This is a genomic window from Streptomyces sp. NPDC089424 (genome assembly GCF_044749345.1).
In the GTDB taxonomy this organism is placed as follows: Bacteria; Actinomycetota; Actinomycetes; order Streptomycetales; family Streptomycetaceae; genus Streptomyces.
The window spans coordinates 230,608-247,469 of record NZ_JBIVHU010000002.1; the positions used below are offsets into that span (position 1 = coordinate 230,608).

Annotated in this window: 14 protein-coding genes and 7 pseudogenes; 13 read left to right on the forward strand and 8 right to left on the reverse strand. The window is 68.8% G+C overall.

Annotated features, from left to right (window positions below; all coding sequences use genetic code 11):
* Positions 1-259: 259 nt before the first annotated feature.
* Positions 260-412: pseudogene (locus tag ACIP2X_RS08605) on the forward strand (IS5/IS1182 family transposase); the annotation flags it as partial.
* 251 nt (positions 413-663) lie between these two features.
* Here the strand turns inward: ACIP2X_RS08605 and ACIP2X_RS08610 are convergent.
* Positions 664-1,137: a transposase family protein gene (locus ACIP2X_RS08610; protein ID WP_401669351.1), complete on the reverse strand. Its 474-nt coding sequence runs from the start codon at positions 1,135-1,137 to the stop codon at positions 664-666.
* Between ACIP2X_RS08610 and ACIP2X_RS08615 the strand changes: the two are divergent.
* The 3 genes and pseudogenes from ACIP2X_RS08615 to ACIP2X_RS08625 all read left to right on the forward strand — a co-directional run.
* Positions 1,027-1,578: pseudogene (locus ACIP2X_RS08615) on the forward strand (Ppx/GppA family phosphatase); the annotation flags it as partial. The gene ACIP2X_RS08610 and the pseudogene ACIP2X_RS08615 sit on opposite strands and share 111 nt — an antisense overlap.
* 157 nt (positions 1,579-1,735) lie before the next feature.
* Positions 1,736-2,998 (forward strand): PP2C family protein-serine/threonine phosphatase, encoded by a 1,263-nt coding sequence (locus ACIP2X_RS08620; protein WP_401669354.1) that lies wholly within the window; start codon positions 1,736-1,738, stop codon positions 2,996-2,998.
* 894 nt (positions 2,999-3,892) lie between these two features.
* A complete protein-coding gene (locus ACIP2X_RS08625; RefSeq protein WP_401669357.1) occupies positions 3,893-4,276 on the forward strand; it encodes a hypothetical protein in 384 nt (127 codons plus the stop codon).
* Between the two features lie 28 nt (positions 4,277-4,304).
* Here ACIP2X_RS08625 and ACIP2X_RS08630 read toward each other — a convergent pair.
* Positions 4,305-4,860, reverse strand: a pseudogene (locus ACIP2X_RS08630) (transposase); the annotation flags it as partial.
* Between the two features lies 1 nt (position 4,861).
* On the opposite strand from ACIP2X_RS08630, the pseudogene ACIP2X_RS08635 reads away from it, so the two are divergent.
* Positions 4,862-4,975, forward strand: a pseudogene (locus ACIP2X_RS08635) (IS630 family transposase); the annotation flags it as partial.
* A 110-nt stretch (positions 4,976-5,085) separates the two neighbouring features.
* Here ACIP2X_RS08635 and ACIP2X_RS08640 read toward each other — a convergent pair.
* The gene (locus ACIP2X_RS08640; protein WP_401669360.1) at positions 5,086-5,700 is read right to left on the reverse strand and encodes a TetR/AcrR family transcriptional regulator; all 615 of its coding nucleotides are present in this window, start codon (positions 5,698-5,700) and stop codon (positions 5,086-5,088) included.
* A 106-nt stretch (positions 5,701-5,806) separates the two neighbouring features.
* Between ACIP2X_RS08640 and ACIP2X_RS08645 the strand changes: the two genes are divergently transcribed.
* The 5 genes and pseudogenes from ACIP2X_RS08645 to ACIP2X_RS08665 form a co-directional block, all read left to right on the forward strand.
* Positions 5,807-7,204: an MFS transporter gene (locus tag ACIP2X_RS08645; RefSeq protein ID WP_401669362.1), complete on the forward strand. Its 1,398-nt coding sequence runs from the start codon at positions 5,807-5,809 to the stop codon at positions 7,202-7,204.
* Positions 7,205-7,355: 151 nt separating this feature from the next.
* Positions 7,356-7,883 carry an aspartate carbamoyltransferase gene (locus ACIP2X_RS08650; protein WP_401669365.1) on the forward strand — a complete coding sequence of 176 codons (528 nt, stop codon included), beginning with the start codon at positions 7,356-7,358 and terminating at the stop codon, positions 7,881-7,883.
* Positions 7,884-7,937: 54 nt separating this feature from the next.
* The gene (locus tag ACIP2X_RS08655) at positions 7,938-8,399 is read left to right on the forward strand and encodes a GNAT family N-acetyltransferase (RefSeq protein ID WP_401669367.1); all 462 of its coding nucleotides are present in this window, start codon (positions 7,938-7,940) and stop codon (positions 8,397-8,399) included.
* Between the two features lie 164 nt (positions 8,400-8,563).
* A pseudogene (locus ACIP2X_RS08660) lies at positions 8,564-8,797 on the forward strand (transposase); the annotation flags it as partial.
* 26 nt (positions 8,798-8,823) lie between these two features.
* Positions 8,824-9,032, forward strand: a pseudogene (locus tag ACIP2X_RS08665) (transposase family protein); the annotation flags it as partial.
* A gap of 57 nt (positions 9,033-9,089) precedes the next feature.
* Here ACIP2X_RS08665 and ACIP2X_RS08670 read toward each other — a convergent pair.
* The 3 genes and pseudogenes from ACIP2X_RS08670 to wrbA all read right to left on the reverse strand — a co-directional run bounded on the left by ACIP2X_RS08670 (position 9,090) and on the right by wrbA (position 12,891).
* Positions 9,090-10,079, reverse strand: coding sequence for a D-cysteine desulfhydrase family protein (locus ACIP2X_RS08670; protein ID WP_401672244.1), 990 nt, complete (start codon positions 10,077-10,079; stop codon positions 9,090-9,092).
* Between the two features lie 1,508 nt (positions 10,080-11,587).
* A pseudogene (locus tag ACIP2X_RS08675) lies at positions 11,588-12,176 on the reverse strand (hypothetical protein); the annotation flags it as partial.
* A gap of 16 nt (positions 12,177-12,192) precedes the next feature.
* A complete protein-coding gene (wrbA, locus tag ACIP2X_RS08680; RefSeq protein ID WP_401669370.1) occupies positions 12,193-12,891 on the reverse strand; it encodes an NAD(P)H:quinone oxidoreductase in 699 nt (232 codons plus the stop codon).
* Between the two features lie 719 nt (positions 12,892-13,610).
* On the opposite strand from wrbA, the gene ACIP2X_RS08685 reads away from it, so the two are divergent.
* The 3 genes from ACIP2X_RS08685 to ACIP2X_RS08695 all read left to right on the forward strand — a co-directional run bounded on the left by ACIP2X_RS08685 (position 13,611) and on the right by ACIP2X_RS08695 (position 15,114).
* Positions 13,611-14,324, forward strand: coding sequence for an SDR family NAD(P)-dependent oxidoreductase (locus ACIP2X_RS08685; RefSeq protein ID WP_401669373.1), 714 nt, complete (start codon positions 13,611-13,613; stop codon positions 14,322-14,324).
* Between the two features lie 83 nt (positions 14,325-14,407).
* Positions 14,408-14,710, forward strand: coding sequence for a hypothetical protein (locus ACIP2X_RS08690; protein WP_401669375.1), 303 nt, complete (start codon positions 14,408-14,410; stop codon positions 14,708-14,710).
* Positions 14,711-14,718: 8 nt separating this feature from the next.
* The gene (locus tag ACIP2X_RS08695) at positions 14,719-15,114 is read left to right on the forward strand and encodes a hypothetical protein (RefSeq protein ID WP_401669377.1); all 396 of its coding nucleotides are present in this window, start codon (positions 14,719-14,721) and stop codon (positions 15,112-15,114) included.
* Between the two features lie 27 nt (positions 15,115-15,141).
* Here the strand turns inward: ACIP2X_RS08695 and ACIP2X_RS08700 are convergent, their stop codons facing one another.
* A complete protein-coding gene (locus tag ACIP2X_RS08700) occupies positions 15,142-15,687 on the reverse strand; it encodes a CGNR zinc finger domain-containing protein (protein WP_401669380.1) in 546 nt (181 codons plus the stop codon).
* A gap of 543 nt (positions 15,688-16,230) precedes the next feature.
* Positions 16,231-16,722 carry a MarR family winged helix-turn-helix transcriptional regulator gene (locus ACIP2X_RS08705; RefSeq protein WP_401669382.1) on the reverse strand — a complete coding sequence of 164 codons (492 nt, stop codon included), beginning with the start codon at positions 16,720-16,722 and terminating at the stop codon, positions 16,231-16,233.
* Positions 16,723-16,862 lie beyond the last annotated feature (140 nt).

Consider the following 16,862-nt stretch of genomic DNA (forward strand, 5'->3'; position numbering starts at 1 on the left):
CCTCGACGGTCGCGAGAACTCTCCCCCACTGCATGGCGGGTAGCCAGCTGACGGTTCTTCGAGCCCGCAGGTCGTCCGAGTCCGGGACGTGTTGGTTTCGGCGAACCGGCTGGGGAGCCGGTCTTCGTGCGCAGGTTCCCGTACCCTCGCCGGACGCGGGCAGACGTGCGGTTTTTCGCCTCGGTCTGCTTCTCCCAGATTCTGCGGAGGTTGGCGGCCAGGGTCGGGCGAGCCGGTAGAGCCCTGTACCACTTGCTAGCCCCAGGAGCTCGGTTTCGGCTCGGGCATGACCTGCTGGCGCCGGCTGGCGGCCTGGAACGAAGCCGGGGTCTGGGACCAGCTGCTGCTGAACAAGCTGCGGTCGAAGAACCAGCTGGACTGGTCGCGGGCGGTGACCGACTCCTCCCACGTCCGGGCCGCACGACTGCGAAGAGTATCCCCAGGACGATCAGCATGTACGGGAGGACGTGCGGCTCCGAACACCCGGTCCCACGCGGCCGGGGTTCGCCTCAAGGCTCCGCTGCTCTTCTTGGGTGCCACGGCAGATGACCGGTTCAGGAGTTGAGGCCGCAGAGTGCTGCGCCCGTCCACGCAATGTCGTAGAGCACCCAGCCGAAGTAGATGCTGACGAAAACCGAAGACAGTGAGCTATTTCCATCTTGATCAGGCGGCGAGTTCAAGGGCGACGACGGCGCGGACGATGGCGGTGATCCGAGTGGTGCTGCAGCGGAGCTTCCGCAGGAGCCGCCAGCATTTGAGGGTGGCCATGGCACGCCCGCCGAGGCCGCGGATCTTGGCGTGATCGAGGTTGTGACGTCGGCGCCAGCCGCGCAGATTCTTGCCCCGAAACGGGACGCGGACCGCTGGATCTGCGCCCTGGTACGCCTTGTCGGCCCAGCACTTGATGGCGTTGGCGGCGACGGCAGCGGGAATGCCATGGGTCCGGGCCGCGGTCAGATCGTGCACGGCCCCGGGTAGCGCGTCCGAGGCCCAGATCAGGCGGCCGGCTGGATCACTCCTGAGGTGTTCACGGCCTCCCTGCCGCTCGGAGCTGGACGGCTGACCCACGAGTTCCTCCCGGACCAGGACCCGCCCACCCCGCAACAGCTGCACGCCCTGCGCCGCAAGGTCCGCCACCAGTTGCGAGACGTCGGCTCACGAATCCGCTGGGAAGGCCCCCGGACCGCCGTAGCCACCTCGCGGGCCTTCCTGCAGCTCGGCAGATTGTGCGGAGCCGCCCCGGGACGACAGGGACCGTTCGCCGAACGGCAGGTGCGCCGCGCCGACCTCAAGGCGGCTGTCGGCCGGCTGGCGGCGCTACCCACAGCGGAGCGGGCCCTGCTCCCCGGGATTTCCGAGCCGCGGGCGGAACAGAGCCTGGCCGGCGCAGTGGTCGCACACACGATGATGAAAGTGACCGGGCTGACGACAGCCACCGTCTGCCCCTGGGCGATCCGCGAAGGCGTCCTGCTGCGCCACGTCGAGGACGGCCCCTCCTGGTGAGCCGAAATCTGCCGCCTCAGCCTGGACGCCACACCGCTACCCGAACCACGGCCACTGCAACTCGCCGCCGCCACCCCCTGCCCCCCCACCACAGCCGCACGCCGAGAAGATGGTCCTGATGACCGAGCACGGTCAGAAAGCCGAGGCGAGCCGCGTTCTTTCAGTGGTTCCGGAAGCCGCGGTCGGGTGTCGGTCAGCCGAGACTCGCCTGGTAGGGGGTAGACGTCGGGGAATGAGCGCACCCGGCAGTGGTCAGTTTCCGTCGTTCGCTTTGGACTACACGGCGGTCTTCCGCGCGTTTCCGGGGCCAGGACTGCTCCTGACCCCGGATCTGGTGATGGTGGACGCCACCCAGGACTTCCTCGACAGATCCGGGCACTCCCGTCAGGAACTGGTGGGCTACTCGGTGTTCGACGTGTTCCCGCAGGATCCACGAGACCCCCAAGCCCCAGGCAACCAACTCCGCGCTTCGGTGCAGCGAGTGCTCACCACACGCGAGCCCGACACCATGGCGCTGCAGCGGTACGACTCTCCGGTGCCCGGCCGGCCAGGGCGCCGTGAGGAACGCTACTGGAGCCTGGTCACCGCCCCGGTCCTCGGTCCAGGCCGTCAGGTCCTTCTGATCCTTGCGCACGTCAAAGACGTCACCACTTTGGTCCATGCCCGTGCTGCGCTGCGCAACGGCGAGAAGCTGAGCGATGAGGAAGCCATGGCGGCCTCGCTACTGGCCCGCTCCCAGGAACTCAGCAAGCTCAACGAGGAGCTGCAGCGCGCTTACGCGCGGGAGAGGGAGATCGCCGTGACCTTGCAGCAGGCCATGCTGCCCGACACGACGCGGGAGCGGAGTAACGTCGCGGTGCGCTATCAGCCGGCTGCGAGCACCATGCACGTGTGCGGGGACTGGTACGACTTCTGCGAGCTCGGACCGGACTGGCTTTCTGTCGCGGTCGGGGACGTCGTCGGTCACGGCCTGAGCGCCGCCGGCATCATGGGCCAGCTCCGCAGCGCCCTGAGCACCGCCATGCACGCCACATGTCAGCCCGCCCGAGCTCTCAAGGCCCTGGCCCACTACGCGGTCACCGTCGAAGGCGCACTGGCGACCACCGCCGTGCAGACCCTTATCGATGAAATCACCTGCACCATCACCTACAGCCGCGCCGGCCACCCCCCACCCCTGCTGCTCGACGCCGACAGACGCACCGTGCTCGTCCTGGATCAGGTGGCCGACCCGCCACTGGGAGCATTGGCACCCCAAGCACCCAGAACTCAGGCCACCCTGGCCTACCGGCCCGGCGCCACCTTGGTGCTCTACACCGACGGCCTCATCGAACGCCGCGACCAGGACATCGACACCGGGCTGACCCACCTCACCCAGAGCCTGGCCCGCCACGGCCATCTCAGCCCCGAACCCCTGGCCGACGCCCTCCTCACCGACCTACCGCCACTTCAGAACGGCCCGGACGACGACATCGCCCTCGTCGTCGTCCAACTCTGACCTCAGCACCGCGCTGCCGCAGCGCACAGAAGGGACACTGCTCCCGGCCGGGGCGGACGGCGGTGCCAGCGAACACCCTCGACGCCCTGGCCCAACGCTCAGCGGCCACCACCATTCACCCGACCCGCGCCCCACGCGCGAGGGGGCCCGCCGATATTCGCGACAGCGCAGGAGACGCTCCCGAAGACTCCGCCACGTCGACCAACAGACTCGTACGTCTTCCGCTTTGGCACGCACGCGTCGCAGACGGCCCCAGGGCCAGGTGACCTGACCAGCACGTGATCGGTGTCTTCGTCGGTGAGAGTGAGGCGGGCGCCGGGCATGCTGCCGTACTTCCCGACCCCACGCCAGAACGTGCCACGTGCGGTCTGCTCACTCCCCCACCAGCCGTGCTGCACCAGCCAGCCATCGGCGGCGAGCAGCAGGTGGAAACGGCCGGGACTGTTTGCAGGAGGCGGATCCCTCTCCACCGGCCCGGCTCGCGCACAATCGCCGCTTTCGCCTCGAGCTCCATCGACTGGTAGTGCACCGAGGCCCTGCTACGCATCCCGACCGCTGCCCCGATCTGCCGGATCGTGTCCATGATCGGCGATGTGCCGGCGGACGCAGGACAGGACGCGTTCCTGGTGTCGGTGAGGTGGTCCACGCAGGTGCACAATTTCATTAGAGCGCGTGTTCGGATGGACGCCGTGCACGTGGGTGACTGCTGGGCCGCGGCCTAGAGCGGCCCGTGCCGCCCCGCGTCCCGCCAGTGGGCGCCCCCGTGCATCCACTGCAGGCCCGACACCGCCCTCGGCATCCTCGAATAGTGCCGCATCAAGCACCGTTTGCCCCGTCCTGCCGGACGGGTTCGCGGCAGGTAGCCGGTGGATGCGGTCCGCGTAGTCTCCTGGGATGCATTCTCATCTGAGCTTCGAGAACCCTCCCGCGCTGCCTCACGGGGTGGTGGTCGAGACGTTGGAGCGGGCTCTGCGTGACCGCTCAGCAGAGGTCGAGGCGGCGGGAGTCCTGGTCGGCACCGCGTTGAACGACGACGACGCGGGGTTCGTCGAGCACTGGTGCGTGCAGGTCGGGACGCGGGCTGTGTCGGGTAGTCCGCTGCTCGGGCTGGCTGAGCTGTGCCTGGGCCATACCGCTCGACGCTTCGGGCATCTCAGCGATAAGGCCCGTGCCTTGGCGGAGTCGCTGGCGGCGCGGGCGGAGGCGGACCCGTCGGATGTGGACGGTCGGGCCCTTGATGGCTATGACGATGTCCGGGACTTCCTTCACCTGTGGTGACGTCGCCTGTTGCCGCTGTTGTTGCAGGTCAGGCTGTGTTGGCGCTACTCACGAGGGCTTTGGGGTGCTTGTCAGCGGCGTTCTTGTTCCGCCAGATGGCATAGCGGCGGATCATGCTGCCCTGAGGATTGCGGATGGGGTGGTCGGTGCCGTCGAGGCGAAGTAGCGCAGGGCGGTGAACTGGGCCTCGATGCGGTTGAGCCATGAGCTGTGGGTCGGGGTACAGGCGATCTTGACGCTGTTGACATGGGCCCAGTCGGCGACGCGGCGGCAGCAGTTGGTGGTCAGGTGCGGGTAATAGTTGTCGCAGATGATTGCGATGCGCTTGCCGAAGGGGTGGAGGGAGCGCAGGTAGCGGCAGAACTCCAGGAACTTGGAGCGGTTCTTGGTCTTCTTGATGTGGCCGCAAAGATCGTCCTTGCCCAGGTTGTATGCGGCGAGCAGGTGGCGGACACCGTGCGGGCGGGTGTAGGTCGCGCGGCGGCGCGGAAGCGGATCGTGGTCGGCGTCCTTGGGCTTGCCGCCGCGGCCGGTCCACTGATGGCCTGGGTGGGGCTGGGTGTGAGGGGGCCGAACTCATCCAACTGGTTCGCCGACTGGAACGAGCACCCGCGTCCCTTCGTCTGGACGAAGACCGCCGACGGCATCCTCGACAAAGTCGCCGCCTACTGCCCACGAATCTCCGACTCAGGACACTAGCGGTCGAGCCGCACATCTGACGGTGCACAAGGTCCCATCCTTGTCCGATGGGCGGGCGACGCCGCTCACCACCGTCTGATCACGATGGAGGACGTCAAATTCTGGCGCCGTTACGAGGCGCCGCCGGCTTCGGGTACCGGTTTGCCCGGGGGTGTGAAGGCGGCGAGAACTGTGGCCGTGATGTGGTCGGCAGCGCGGTCGGAGGTGAGTCGGCCGGCGCGGATCTCCTCCGCCGCGCTGTGCATGACCGCGTGCAAGACGTTGACCATCCAGGCGATCGGCAGGTCCGTACGGAAGACCCCCTCGGCGCGGCCGCGGGCGACCAGTGCCTCGACACGGGCGGCGGGCCCGGCATGCAGTTCGCGGATGCGCCCAGCGGACAGCTCCCGTTGCGCGGCGGTGAGCAGCGCCCGTGCCCGGTCCACCAGGTACCAGCCGGCCTCGATGTACCGGGACAGGGCGAGCCGCGGGTCACCGGTCATATCGACCGTGTCCAGGACCTCGTTGCCCCGGTCGAGAGCGCGGCTCATCGCCGCGTCGACGACCTCCGCCCGTGAGGCGAAGTGGCCATACAGCGTCACCCGGCCCACGCCTGCGGCCCGCGCGATCTCGCTGAGGCTCGCCTCCGGGTTGCGCCCGAGGCATTCGGCGGCGGCCTGCACGATCGCCTCGATGCTGCGCAGCGCGTCGGCGCGTTTGGCGGTCGTGGAGTTCTTGCTGCCCATGGCGCCCACTCTACCCCGGTAGGTCGTACAGCACTGTTTGGCTTATACCCCCCGGGCGTATAACGTGAACATCGCTGTACGACTTAGAGACGAGGGGTACGCGTTCATGAGCGACACGGAAACCACCACCAGCCGCCCGCCGGATGCGCCGCATCCACTGCGCTGGACGGCCCTGGGACTGCTGGGACTGGCCCAGCTGATGCTGATCCTCGACATCACCGTCGTCGCGATCGCCCTGCCGGACATGGGCGCCGAACTGGACCTGGACCGCGCGGCCTTGACCTGGGTGGTCAGCGGCTACGCCCTCACGTTCGGGAGCCTGATGCTGCTCGGCGGCCGGGCCGCGGACCTCTTCGGCCCCAAGCGGGTCGTCCTGGCCGGGCTCGCCGTGTTCACCGCCGCCTCCCTGGCCGCCGGGCTGGCCACCGGCGCCCCACTGCTGCTTGCCGCACGGACCGCCCAGGGCGCGGGCGCCGCAATGCTCTCACCCGCTGCGCTGTCGGTGGTGGTGCGGCTGTTCGACGGCGACGAGCGCAACCGCGCGCTGGGCATCTGGTCGGGGCTTGGCGGCGGGGGCGCCGCCCTCGGTGTGCTGCTGGGCGGGCTGATCACGGCGGGTCCGGGCTGGGCCTGGGTCTTCTTCGTCAACGTCCCCGTTGGCCTGGTCGTCCTCGTCTCACTCGCCCGGATCCTGCCCCGCCTGCCTCGCGCGGCCACAGGCTCCCTGGACATACCTGGCGCCGTTTTGGTCGCCGCCGCGACCGGCGCGCTCATCTACGCCCTGATCCGTGCCGGTGACCACGGCTGGCTCGAACTGGTCACCGTGGCCTTGGCCTTCGCTGCGGCAGCCGGTTACGGGGCCTTCGCCCTCTGGCAGCGCCGGGCGGCGGCGCCGCTGATGGACCTGCGGCTGCTCATCCGGCGGCCGGTGGTGGCGGGCACCTTCGTCATCGCCGTCACGACGGCGCTGATGGTGGGGGCCTTCTTCCTCGGCTCCTTCTACCTGCAGAACCTTCAGGACCACGCGGCACTGACGACCGGTGTGCTGTTCCTGCCGGTGGCGCTGCTGACCATGGCCGCCGCCGCGGCCGCCGGCCGTGTGATCGGCGTTCTTGGACCCCGGCTGCTGGCGGTGCTCTCTTTGGCTGTGGCGTCCGCCGGGTTCCTCGTGCCGGTGCTGTGGTCCGGAACGGCCGCGATGGTCACCGGAGTGAGCGTGGCCGCGGCGGGACTGGGCGGCCTGTTCGTGGTTGCCTCCGCCACCGCACTCGCCAGTGTCGCCCCCCACGAGGCCGGGGTCGCGTCGGGCATCGTCAGCACCTTCCACGAGTTCGGCGCCTCCGCAGGCGCCGCGGCCGTCTCCAGCGCCGCCGCCGCGGGCATCGCCGCGCACACCGGTGCCCAGAGCGCCTCCGGCTTCGACGACGCGTTCCTCGTCGCCACCGGCCTGGCCGCAGTCTCCGCCGTCATCGTCTGGTGGCTGATCCCCGCCAAGCAGCAGTAGGCCCAGGCCACATACCGCAGGGCCGAAAGTGGCGGGCCGCGCAGGCGAAGCCGAAGGACTGCGCTATGCCCCCGCCACCGCATCGCAGCGATCCCACCCACAACGGAACGGACGTACCGCACGCCCTCGGAAATGCTCACGGAGGCACAGGATGAACATCGGAAAGCGCCGGCTGCTGACGGCCGGCATCACAACGGCCTGCATGGGCGCGGCAGTGAGCGCAGCCATCTGGATCGGCGGCCCCCAAAAGGACAGCAGCGAGCGGCGGACCGACCGGCAGGAAGCGGTCGCCGAACGCGGCCGGTCCGTGATGCCCTTCGACCTCGAAGAGACCACCCACCACTTCACCCCGACCGACACAGGCGGCATCCAGGACGTCGTCGCAGATAAGCCCGACGACACCAAGCAGATCGCCCTCATTCGCACCCACCTGAAGCAGGAGGCCAAGGCTTTCGGCCAGGGCGACTTCGGCGACCCCGCCCAGATCCACGGCGACAGCATGCCGGGACTGGCCACACTGGAGGAGAGCTACGACCGAATCGAGGTCCGCTACACGGAGCGGACCGACGGAGCCACCCTGACGTACACCACCGACGAGCCCACGTTGGTGGACGCCCTGCACGACTGGTTCGAAGCACAACTCACCGACCACGGCGGCCACGCCGAAACCGGCCACTGACCCACCAGCCGAGCCCCACGGCAGACCGTCACCGCAGCGAACGCACGATCGGAAGTGGACAGCTTGAACGACCCGTACGAGTTGAGCGTCGGTGTGCCCTCCGTCGAGGTCTTCCGCCGCCTGCGCACCGACGCCGGCCTCTCCGACAAGGACCCCGAAGCGGTCACGCTCGCCCTGCCGAACACGTGGTACGGGGTGATCCTCAGCCACGGAGGGCAGCCCATCGGCATGGGACGGATCATCGGGGACGGCGGCACCGCCTTCCAGATCGTCGACATGTGCGTTAACCCCGCCCACCAAGGCCGCGGCCTCGGCAAGCGCATCATGACCGCACTCACCGAGGAACTGGAACGCCGGGCGCCCGCCACCGCATACGTCTCACTGATCGCCGACGGCCCGGCCTGCTTTCTCTACGAGAAGTTCGGCTTCGCCGACACCGCCACCCACGACTCGATCGGCATGTACCGCGTCATAGGCAAACCCCCTGGGGCCAGCCCACCACAGGCGCAGCCGTAGACGTTGCCGGTCACGTAGACGCAGCCCCGAGACCGCGCCTGCCTGTCCGATACCAACAACGGGCAGGGGAACGAGGGTGGACTGGACGCTGCCAGGAGGACTGGTTGCCGGGCTGCTGACGCGTGGGGCAGGAAGTACACGGCGATCGTGAAGCTGTGGTAGAACGCATCGTCTGCACCACCAACGCAATTGAGTCGGTGAATGCGCGGATACGACGGGCTCTCAAGGCCCGCGGCCACTCCCCCAGCGAGCAGGCCGCGTTGAAGTGCGTCTACATGGCGATCATGTCCCTCGACCCCACCGGCAAGGGACAGGCCCGCTGGACCATGCGCTGGAAGACCGCGCTGAACGGCTTCGGCACAACCTTCCACGGCCGACTGCCAGCAGCCCGTCAGTAACCAACAACCCCAGATACACCGCTCGTTTGACAGACCCCTTCCTGTCCGCACGGCTGCGCGCCCATCGCCGCCGGCGCGGCACCCGCTGGCGACGGCTGACCACGGGCCGCCAGGCCCTGCTGGCCTGGCCCACCTGCGGTGCGGGCACACCTATGCCCAACTTGCGGCCGGCTTCGGCGTAGGCACCACCGCCGCCTGCCGGTACATCGCCGAGGCCGTCGAGGTCCAGGCCGCGGCTTCCTCGCTGGGTACGGTGCTCCACTCCCCCAGGCCACGGTGCCCGCATGTCCGGTCAGTCGAGCGACTTGGCGATCCTCGCAGCGTGTGCCTGGGCGTCAGCGTTGCCGAAGAGGCCCGGAAGTCCTCCCGTATGAAGGAAAACGGTCTTCTCGCCCGGCCTGATGTCGCCGTCACGGACGGCGGCGATGAGACCGGCCATGGCCCGGCCCGTGTAGATGGGATCCAGGATGATGCCTTCGGTGCGGGCCGTGACCGACAGGGCGGCGGCGGCCTCATCGGTGTATGTCGCGTATCCGGCCCCGATCTGATCGTCGCGGACACGCAGATCGGCTGCCTCCAGGGGGCGTGACATGAGTGGGCCGGCGAAGTCCTGCACGGCCTCGGCGGCACCGGAGCGCGCTCCTGTGTCCACCCCCAGGACCGCTTCGGCACCGAAGCCGGCGACCAGGCCGGCCATCGTCCCCCCGGATCCCAGGGCCACGACGGTGTGCCGGATGTCGGACGCCTGTGCACGCAGTTCCCTGGCGCACTGGAGGTAACCGCGTGCTCCCAGCGAACTGGACCCGCCGAAGGGGATGAACGCGGTCCTCGCCCCTGCCCTCCGCAGGCGATCGGCCACACTATGGGCGGCGTCCGCGAGCCCGTCCGCATCGACCTCCCCTGCCCAGAAGATGCTCGCGCCCAGAAAGCTGTCGAGGACCAGGTTGCCCGTCCACGACGGACTCGGTGTGCCGGGAAAGACCAGGACGACGTCAAGCCCGAGTCGTGCGCCGGCGGCGGCAGTGAGACGGGCGTGGTTGCTCTGCGCGGCCCCCGTTGTGACCAGGGTGTCCGCGCCGTCGGCAAGAGCCGCTCCGACCGTCCATTCAAGCTTGCGGATCTTGTTTCCGCCGCCCGCGAGTCCGGTCAGGTCGTCGCGTTTGATCCAGAGGTCCTCTGGCCGCAGACCGATGGCTGTGGCCAGCCGACTGGCCGGCTGGAGGGGCGTCGGGTACGTGCTGAGGAGGACTGGACGGTGACGAGTGTGATCTGGTGCGGTCATCGTGGTTCCTTTGTGTTCTTGCAAGCAGGTGCGGGTGTACGGGTCGCCGCTCACGGTCGGAAGAAGGCAACCCTGCCCAGCCCCGCTCTCCAGCCAAATAGGCCACCCGTGAAATACGGGGCCAGGTGAGGATCTTGCTGTCGAGCTCGCCAAAGGGACGAGTAAGTTCCGGCGCTACGTCGTCCTCCTGGGAGAGGTGCGTCGGTGCGCCCGCGCGCGACGGTGACTGGACCTCCGGTTCCGAGCTTGTGCGCGACGGCGAGGCCGACGCCCTTGTCGGCGGCACCGATCATGGCGGTCCGCACAACGGCCTCCTCATGGTACGGAGAGGTGATCCCCTGGGCCGTGTCCAGACCCCACAGTCCGAGGCAGCAGAGGTCAGCGGAGAGCTTGCCGTGCCCCTTCCAGATGTTCTTATGGCAGATTCCCGAATCCCCTACAAGGCGCTCGGGCAATCTCATGAGGCAGCAATCAATAGTTTGCGGGCAGGTCTCGGGATGCTGGCCCCGGAGGTCGAAGTACTGCTGCGAGACACCATGGACGATGTACGCATGGCGATGCCCGACCTCATGGCCGGCGAGCGCACGCGCTTGGATGGGACGCGCCAAGGTTTCTTGATGGCAGCGCGTCTTCCGCTGGACGGCGGGCTGCCTGGTACCTCCCGGGACGGAGACAACGCGTGATCCCAGCGAGGGGAGCTACTACGCCCATTACGCGGCATCAGGTACGGCCCGCTCACCCGTGGCCGGAGCGGCCCAACCGGTGGCGGGCGCGGTGACCGTAGGGCCGACGCCCTATGTGGTGCCACCGTCTCGTGGAACCGGGCAAGACGCCGGAGCACGGCCCGGTGCCGCAGCCGGATCAGCACCTCGAAGCGCGCTTCGAGCAGCAGCCTGTCCGGCAACCAGTGTTCAAGACCGCGGGAGCAGCATTGCGCGGCGTGGAGCCGGCCGTACCGCACCGGCGCCGACCACCACTGCATCCGCTCCCGCCGGCAGCAACGCCGCGTCAGAGACAACGGGCGGCCCTGCCGCCATGGTCACCGAGTCGGTCGGCACCACGCGAGGCGGGCGCGGCCGCTCGGAGGTGGCCGAGTGAACAGCGCCGACCTCATCCTCCGGGCTCTCCACCAAGGCCAGAGGCACTGGCCAGAGAAGTCGCGGCGGTGACGGACGACATCGGAACGACCAAGCGGGCGCAGGGTCTCCACGGTGATGCCGCCGGTGGCGGCGCCTTGGCGCTGCCGGCTTTGTGTACGCCGGGGTCCCATCGGGCCCGGACCGTGGCGTACATGTTCGCGGCGATGTCGGGTCAGGCGTGTTTGCGGGCGCCGCGGCGGTAGCGGTTGACGGAGTCGGCGGTGACACCGATCTCCTGGCGACTGCCTTGGCGCTGCCCAACTGACGGATAGGGTGGCCGATCTGGCCTTTCGAGGTCTGGGGCGGCTCGCCGGTGAAGGCTTCCCGGTCGGCGCGCTCGATGGCATCCTCGATCTCCCCCACGGTGTACTCTCCCTCGCCCAGGACGGCGTCGCCCGCCTTTGATGTGGCGGGCCGGGTTCGGCCCCTGCTCCAGCAGATCGACCGCACATCATCGGCTGGACGCCCTCCAGCTTCGCCAGTCCGGGCGTGGGTCCGAGGCGGAAGCCGCCGGGATAGGGCCTGCCGGACGCTGCGTGGGGCATGAAGTACAGCGGGCTGGAGTTGGGCGAGGGGTGGACGAGGCAGTCGGAGGGTACGGCGAGCGGGAACAGGCCCGGGTTTTCGCCATGTTGGCGAGCTTGCGGTGCATATTGACCCGGGCCTGGCTGATCACGGCCGCCCGTATGCCGGGGCGCCACGTCGGCCGCTCCCGTGCCAGCCATCGTGAACCCGCCGTTACGCCGGACTGAACCACGACGGGGTGCTCCGGGGCGGCCTCCGGCGGAGCCGGGTCCATCGGCTCCCTTCCCAGCGAGCCCGGGTTGTGCCCCGAGGTCCAGTTGCCGGTCTCCGCATCGCGCTGCGGCTTTGTCGGCGGGCGCAGCGCCGTCATCAGCTCCAGCCCGGAGACGACCGTGGAGCCGGGCGCGACGATGACCCGCTGGGCATAGACCCCATTGTCGAGCCCGTCACTACTTGCGTCGGCGCTGCCACCAGCGCTGCGGGCTCTCCTCGGCGGGGAGCTCGGCCTGGGCCGGGGACTCCACCCTGGCGCGGAACTCGGCCGCCGCCTTGAGCTTCGCTGCCATCGAGACTACGCGTTCGGCTTGGATGCGGGCGGCGGTGCGGGTGGTGTCGTTGACGGGGTTGGTGCCCTGGCCGTCGGCGTGGGAGGTGCCGTAGGGGTTGCCGTCGGTGAACTTGGCCGGGTCCGTGAAGCCCGGGCTGACCACGATGCCGCCGAAGTGGTGGACCGAGTTGTACAGGGCGAGCAGCGTCGACTCATGGCCCGCGTGCGCCGTCGCCGTGGAGACGAAGCCGCTGTAGACCTTGTCGGCGAGCTTGCCCTCGGCCCACAGGCCGCCCAGGGTGTCCACGAACTGCTTCAGCTGGGAGGAGACGTTGCCGAAGCGGGTCGGCGTGCCGAAGATCACGGCGTCCGCCCACTCGATGTCCGCCGGCGTGGCCTCGGGAACACCCGCGGTGGCCGCGTGGTTCGCCGCCCAGGCCGGGTTGGAGTCGATGGCCGCCTGCGGAGCCAGCTCCGCGACCTTCAGCAGCCGGACATCGGCACCGGCCTTCACACCGGCGTCATGGAGCTCCCTGGCGATCTCCGTGATCGTCCCGGTGGAGGAGTAGTAGACGATAGCGAGCTTGACAGGGGTAGTCATGAAGATTCTCCATCGAGTGGGTATTTTCAGGGACAGTAGACGACCGGTCGCCTATGCAAAGTAGACGACCGGTCGAGAGGTGTCAAAGGAGCATCGAATGACGTCGGCACTGCCTGGCGGAACACAGCCGCCCCGAGCATGGCGGCGAGCGGTCAGCTCACTCCCGGGCCACCGGTGGGACCGCCTCCTGCATGGCAGGCCTGTGAACCGACTCCGGGTGCGGCCGGAGGCTTCGGAAGTGCCGGCCTGAGCGACCGCCGCGACGGCAGCCGGGACGTTGCCACGGAGCGTCTCTGCATACGTGGCGACACCGGGGATTCCGGCGTGCCGGTGGGTCGCCGGCACCTCGACGCAAGGCCCGTCCGCCCCCAGGTGGAACACGGGCGCGTGCCAGGCAACTATGCGGTGGAGATCAAGAAACGTAGGCGTGCCGGGTGTGCGAAGGAGCACATATGCCCCGAATGCGGCGAGACACCGACCCGGGTGGGGTGCAAGCAGTGCCGTCGGTTCGCAGGACTACGAACGATGCCTCGCACCTTGGGGAGAGGGGTGCGCGATGTGTGCGACCGATTGGCTCACACCTGGTAGTCCAGGGCTCCCATCACCGGTGAGTAGGCCTTGTGTTCAAGAGAAATCATCGAGCGTCCGGAATTTGTCGACCGGTCGACTAGTTTAGACGACAATTCGAAGAACCGACTCGATTCCCTTGGAGAAGGCACATGACCACCACCGACCAGAAGGTCGCCGTCATCACCGGCGCGTCGCAGGGCATCGGCGCCGGCCTGCTCGACGCCTACCGCAAGCTCGGCTACGCCGTCGTCGCCACTTCCCGAACCATCACGCCGTCTGAGGACGCGGACGTCGTGACGGTGCAGGGTGACATCGCCGACCCATCCACCGCCGAGCGCGTGGCGAGCGCCGCCATCGAACGGTTCGGGCGCATCGACACGCTGGTCAACAACGCCGGCATCTTCATCGCCAAGCCGTTCACCGAGTACACCTCGGAGGACTACGCCGCGGTCAAGGGCGTGAACCTGGACGGCTTCTTCCGCCTCACCCAGCTCTCGGTCGAGCGGATGCTCCGTCAGGGCAGCGGACACGTCGTACAGATCACGACCAGCCTGGTCGACCACGCCAACTCCTCCGTCAACTCGGTTCTCGCGTCGCTGACCAAGGGCGGCCTCCAGTCCGCGACCAAGGCCCTGGCCATCGAGTACGCCACCCGCGGCATCCGCAGCAACGCCGTGTCTCTCGGCATCATCAAGACGCCGATGCACAGCGAGGAGCACCACGCCACGTTCGCGGCGCTGCATCCGGTCGGCCGGATGGGCGAGGTCAGCGACATCGTCGACGCGGTCGTCTACCTGGAGAACGCCCACTTCGTCACCGGCGAGATCCTCCACGTCGACGGCGGCCAGAACGCCGGCCACTGACGGCCGAGGCCCCTCCGGAGGGGTTCGACGCGGGCTCCCGGCGTCCACACGCGGAGCCCGCTGCCCCCACGACGGAATCACCGGTGACCAAGACCTTCCTCATCACCGGCGCCAGCGCCGTCCTGAGGCGCTCCTTCGCCCGCGAGGCACTGGCGGCAGGTCACCGGGCCAGCGCAACCGTACGCCAGGCGCACCATCAGAGACTTCTCAGCACGGCTCCAGGTTGCCCCACCAGCATGCTGCTGGACATCACGGCCGACCACGAGGTGGAGGCCGTGGTCCAGCAGGCCGAAGAAGAGGTGGGCCCCCGGAAACGTCCCTTCCTGGCCACCCGCTTGGACCTCTTGAACGTATCCGCACATCGCTGGACGTCGTGGACCAAGTAGGCAGCCACGTGTACGCGCACGGGCAGTGCCGCGAGCTGCTTCACGAAGACGGCTGGCGCACGCTCGTCAGCGACGACACAGCGAGAGCCGCCGACGAGGTGGCCGAGCTGGGCGATGCCCGACGCGCGATCGCTCGCCCCGCCCGCCGCGCCGCGGCAGTACGGCCTGGATGTGCTGCCCGAGGGAGCGGCAGGGTGAGCTCACCAAGATCGAGGGCTGGAGATGGGCTCAGGCCCCAGCCCGAGCTGCTTCTACGCCGAGATCGAGGGCTTCCCCGACCAGCCGCGCGTGGCCCGCGCCCGTCAGAACTGCGCTTCTTCACGTTCGAGTTGCGCGCCCTCGGGGCCCACCGGCGCATCCGCACCGTCTGCGGTACTGGGCGGGTGACCGCGCGGCGCCCCTGACCACTCGTTGCCGGGCGATGAACCCCGTCAGCTCTTCTCGTTGCGCCGACGGGCCCGGTATGCGGCGGCCTTGACCCTGTTGCCGCACGTCTCCATGGCGCACCATTCCCGTCGGCGGCCGCGCGATCGGTCGAGGTAGGTCTGGGTGCACTCGGGGCGGGAGCACTCGCGCAGAAGATCGGCTTCCGCTCCGCCCAGGATCTCCACCGCCTCGCGGGCCAGGGTCGCGAGTCCCTGGGAGACGGAGCCCGTCCGGAGCGCGCCATCGTCGCCGAGCTGCACCTGTACGGGCAGCGCGGCCGCCCGCTGGTTCACCTCGGTGAGTGCGTCGGCGGGCAACGATTCCTTCGTGAGGGTCGACGCCGTCACCGAGTAGAGGGACTCCCGCAGGCTCACGGCGATGGCAAGTTCGGTGCGATCGGCTCCGGGAGCCGCGTCCACCATTCCCGACTCGACGAACCAGTCGTCGAGCGCTTGTGGGCCTGCCAGCATCTCCGTCGGTTCCTCGCCGCGGCGCGCGCGCAGCGTTCCGACGAAGTCGAGAAAGAGCGTCCCGCAAGGAAAGGCATGCACGTCACCACTCTAACCGGTGAGCGTCACTCGTGCAGAGGTCCCGCCCGTGCACCGTCCACCGGCCCTGGCCGCGTACCGAGTCGGGAATCCAATGCGCGACACCGGTACCGGCACCCGGCGCTCAGTCGCAGGTGACCAGTTGCCCCGTGAACCTAAGTGGGCGCCGCCGACGTCTTCCTGACAGCGGCCCGGTGGCCGGTCGGGCGCACACAGACGGAACGCCGGCCAACGCCACGGCTGTCGCGGCTGCCGTCGCGACGCCGACAATGACGGGAGTCGTCGCCATGGCGACGGCAGGACGGCACGCTGTACGGCCACGTCGAGACGGGGACACCAAGCCAAGTCAGCTTCACCCTGCGCTTCGGGGTGTATCCAGCAGGCCGATCGCTGACCAAGCCCTGCACACCGAGCACGTGCACAGCGGGAGCCGCATGGGCAGCACGCCTGTCGCCCTGGAGGTGCTGCCCGTCCCCCGCCCCGGCGAGACGACAGCGGAGCATGCCCCCCACCCCGGCTTCAAGTGGAAGCGGGATGCCCTCGGGCTCAGGCCGTCCGCTGCCCGGTCGCTGCGGCGTTGTGGCGGCTGACGTTGGTCGTCAGCCGTCGCACGAGGGTCTGAAGGGTGGCGATCTCGTCGTGCGTGAGCCCCACGGCCTCACCGATCGCGGGCGGAACGCTGGAAAGGCGCTGGTACACCGCCAGGCCCTCCTCGGTGAGCGCCACCTGGACCACCCGCTCGTCGTCGGCCCGGCGCTCCCGCTTGAGCAGACCATTCGCTTCCAGGCGCTTGATCAGCGGCGTCACGGTGCCGTAGTCCAACTGCAGCCTGGCGACCAAGTCCTTGACGGACACCGTGTGGTGCTCGCCGAGAGCGACCAGCAACAGGTACTGCGGATAGGTCAGGCCCAGCGGATCGAGCAGAGGCCGGTAAGCGCCGGTGAGTGCGCGCGAGGCGGCGTACAGGGTGAAGCACAGGTGCTTGTCCAGCATGGGCGGGACAGCGGTCGAAGCCGGCGCGTTCGCGTCGTCGCTCATGTGTCACTCCTTGTCTCTCAGGTCGGCGGGCCGCCCTTCCGGATGCTGGCAATTCGGACATTGCCGCACCTTTCAGGGGACACTATACACTCGCCTCCACTTAACTTGCGCACAAGTTAATCGTGCACTAGCTTTCTCTC

What these genes read in the sequence shown, in the direction of transcription:
- ACIP2X_RS08625 (WP_401669357.1), top strand. Translation starts at nt 3,893, where the DNA reads ATGCATTCTCATCTGAGCTTCGAGAACCCTCCCGCGCTGCCTCACGGG.
- ACIP2X_RS08670 (WP_401672244.1), bottom strand. Translation starts at nt 10,079, where the DNA reads ATGACCGCACCAGATCACACTCGTCACCGTCCAGTCCTCCTCAGCACG.
- ACIP2X_RS08620 (WP_401669354.1), top strand. Translation starts at nt 1,736, where the DNA reads ATGAGCGCACCCGGCAGTGGTCAGTTTCCGTCGTTCGCTTTGGACTAC.
- ACIP2X_RS08645 (WP_401669362.1), top strand. Translation starts at nt 5,807, where the DNA reads ATGAGCGACACGGAAACCACCACCAGCCGCCCGCCGGATGCGCCGCAT.
- ACIP2X_RS08650 (WP_401669365.1), top strand. Translation starts at nt 7,356, where the DNA reads ATGAACATCGGAAAGCGCCGGCTGCTGACGGCCGGCATCACAACGGCC.
- ACIP2X_RS08640 (WP_401669360.1), bottom strand. Translation starts at nt 5,700, where the DNA reads ATGGGCAGCAAGAACTCCACGACCGCCAAACGCGCCGACGCGCTGCGC.
- ACIP2X_RS08685 (WP_401669373.1), top strand. Translation starts at nt 13,611, where the DNA reads ATGACCACCACCGACCAGAAGGTCGCCGTCATCACCGGCGCGTCGCAG.
- ACIP2X_RS08705 (WP_401669382.1), bottom strand. Translation starts at nt 16,722, where the DNA reads ATGAGCGACGACGCGAACGCGCCGGCTTCGACCGCTGTCCCGCCCATG.
- wrbA (WP_401669370.1), bottom strand. Translation starts at nt 12,891, where the DNA reads ATGACTACCCCTGTCAAGCTCGCTATCGTCTACTACTCCTCCACCGGG.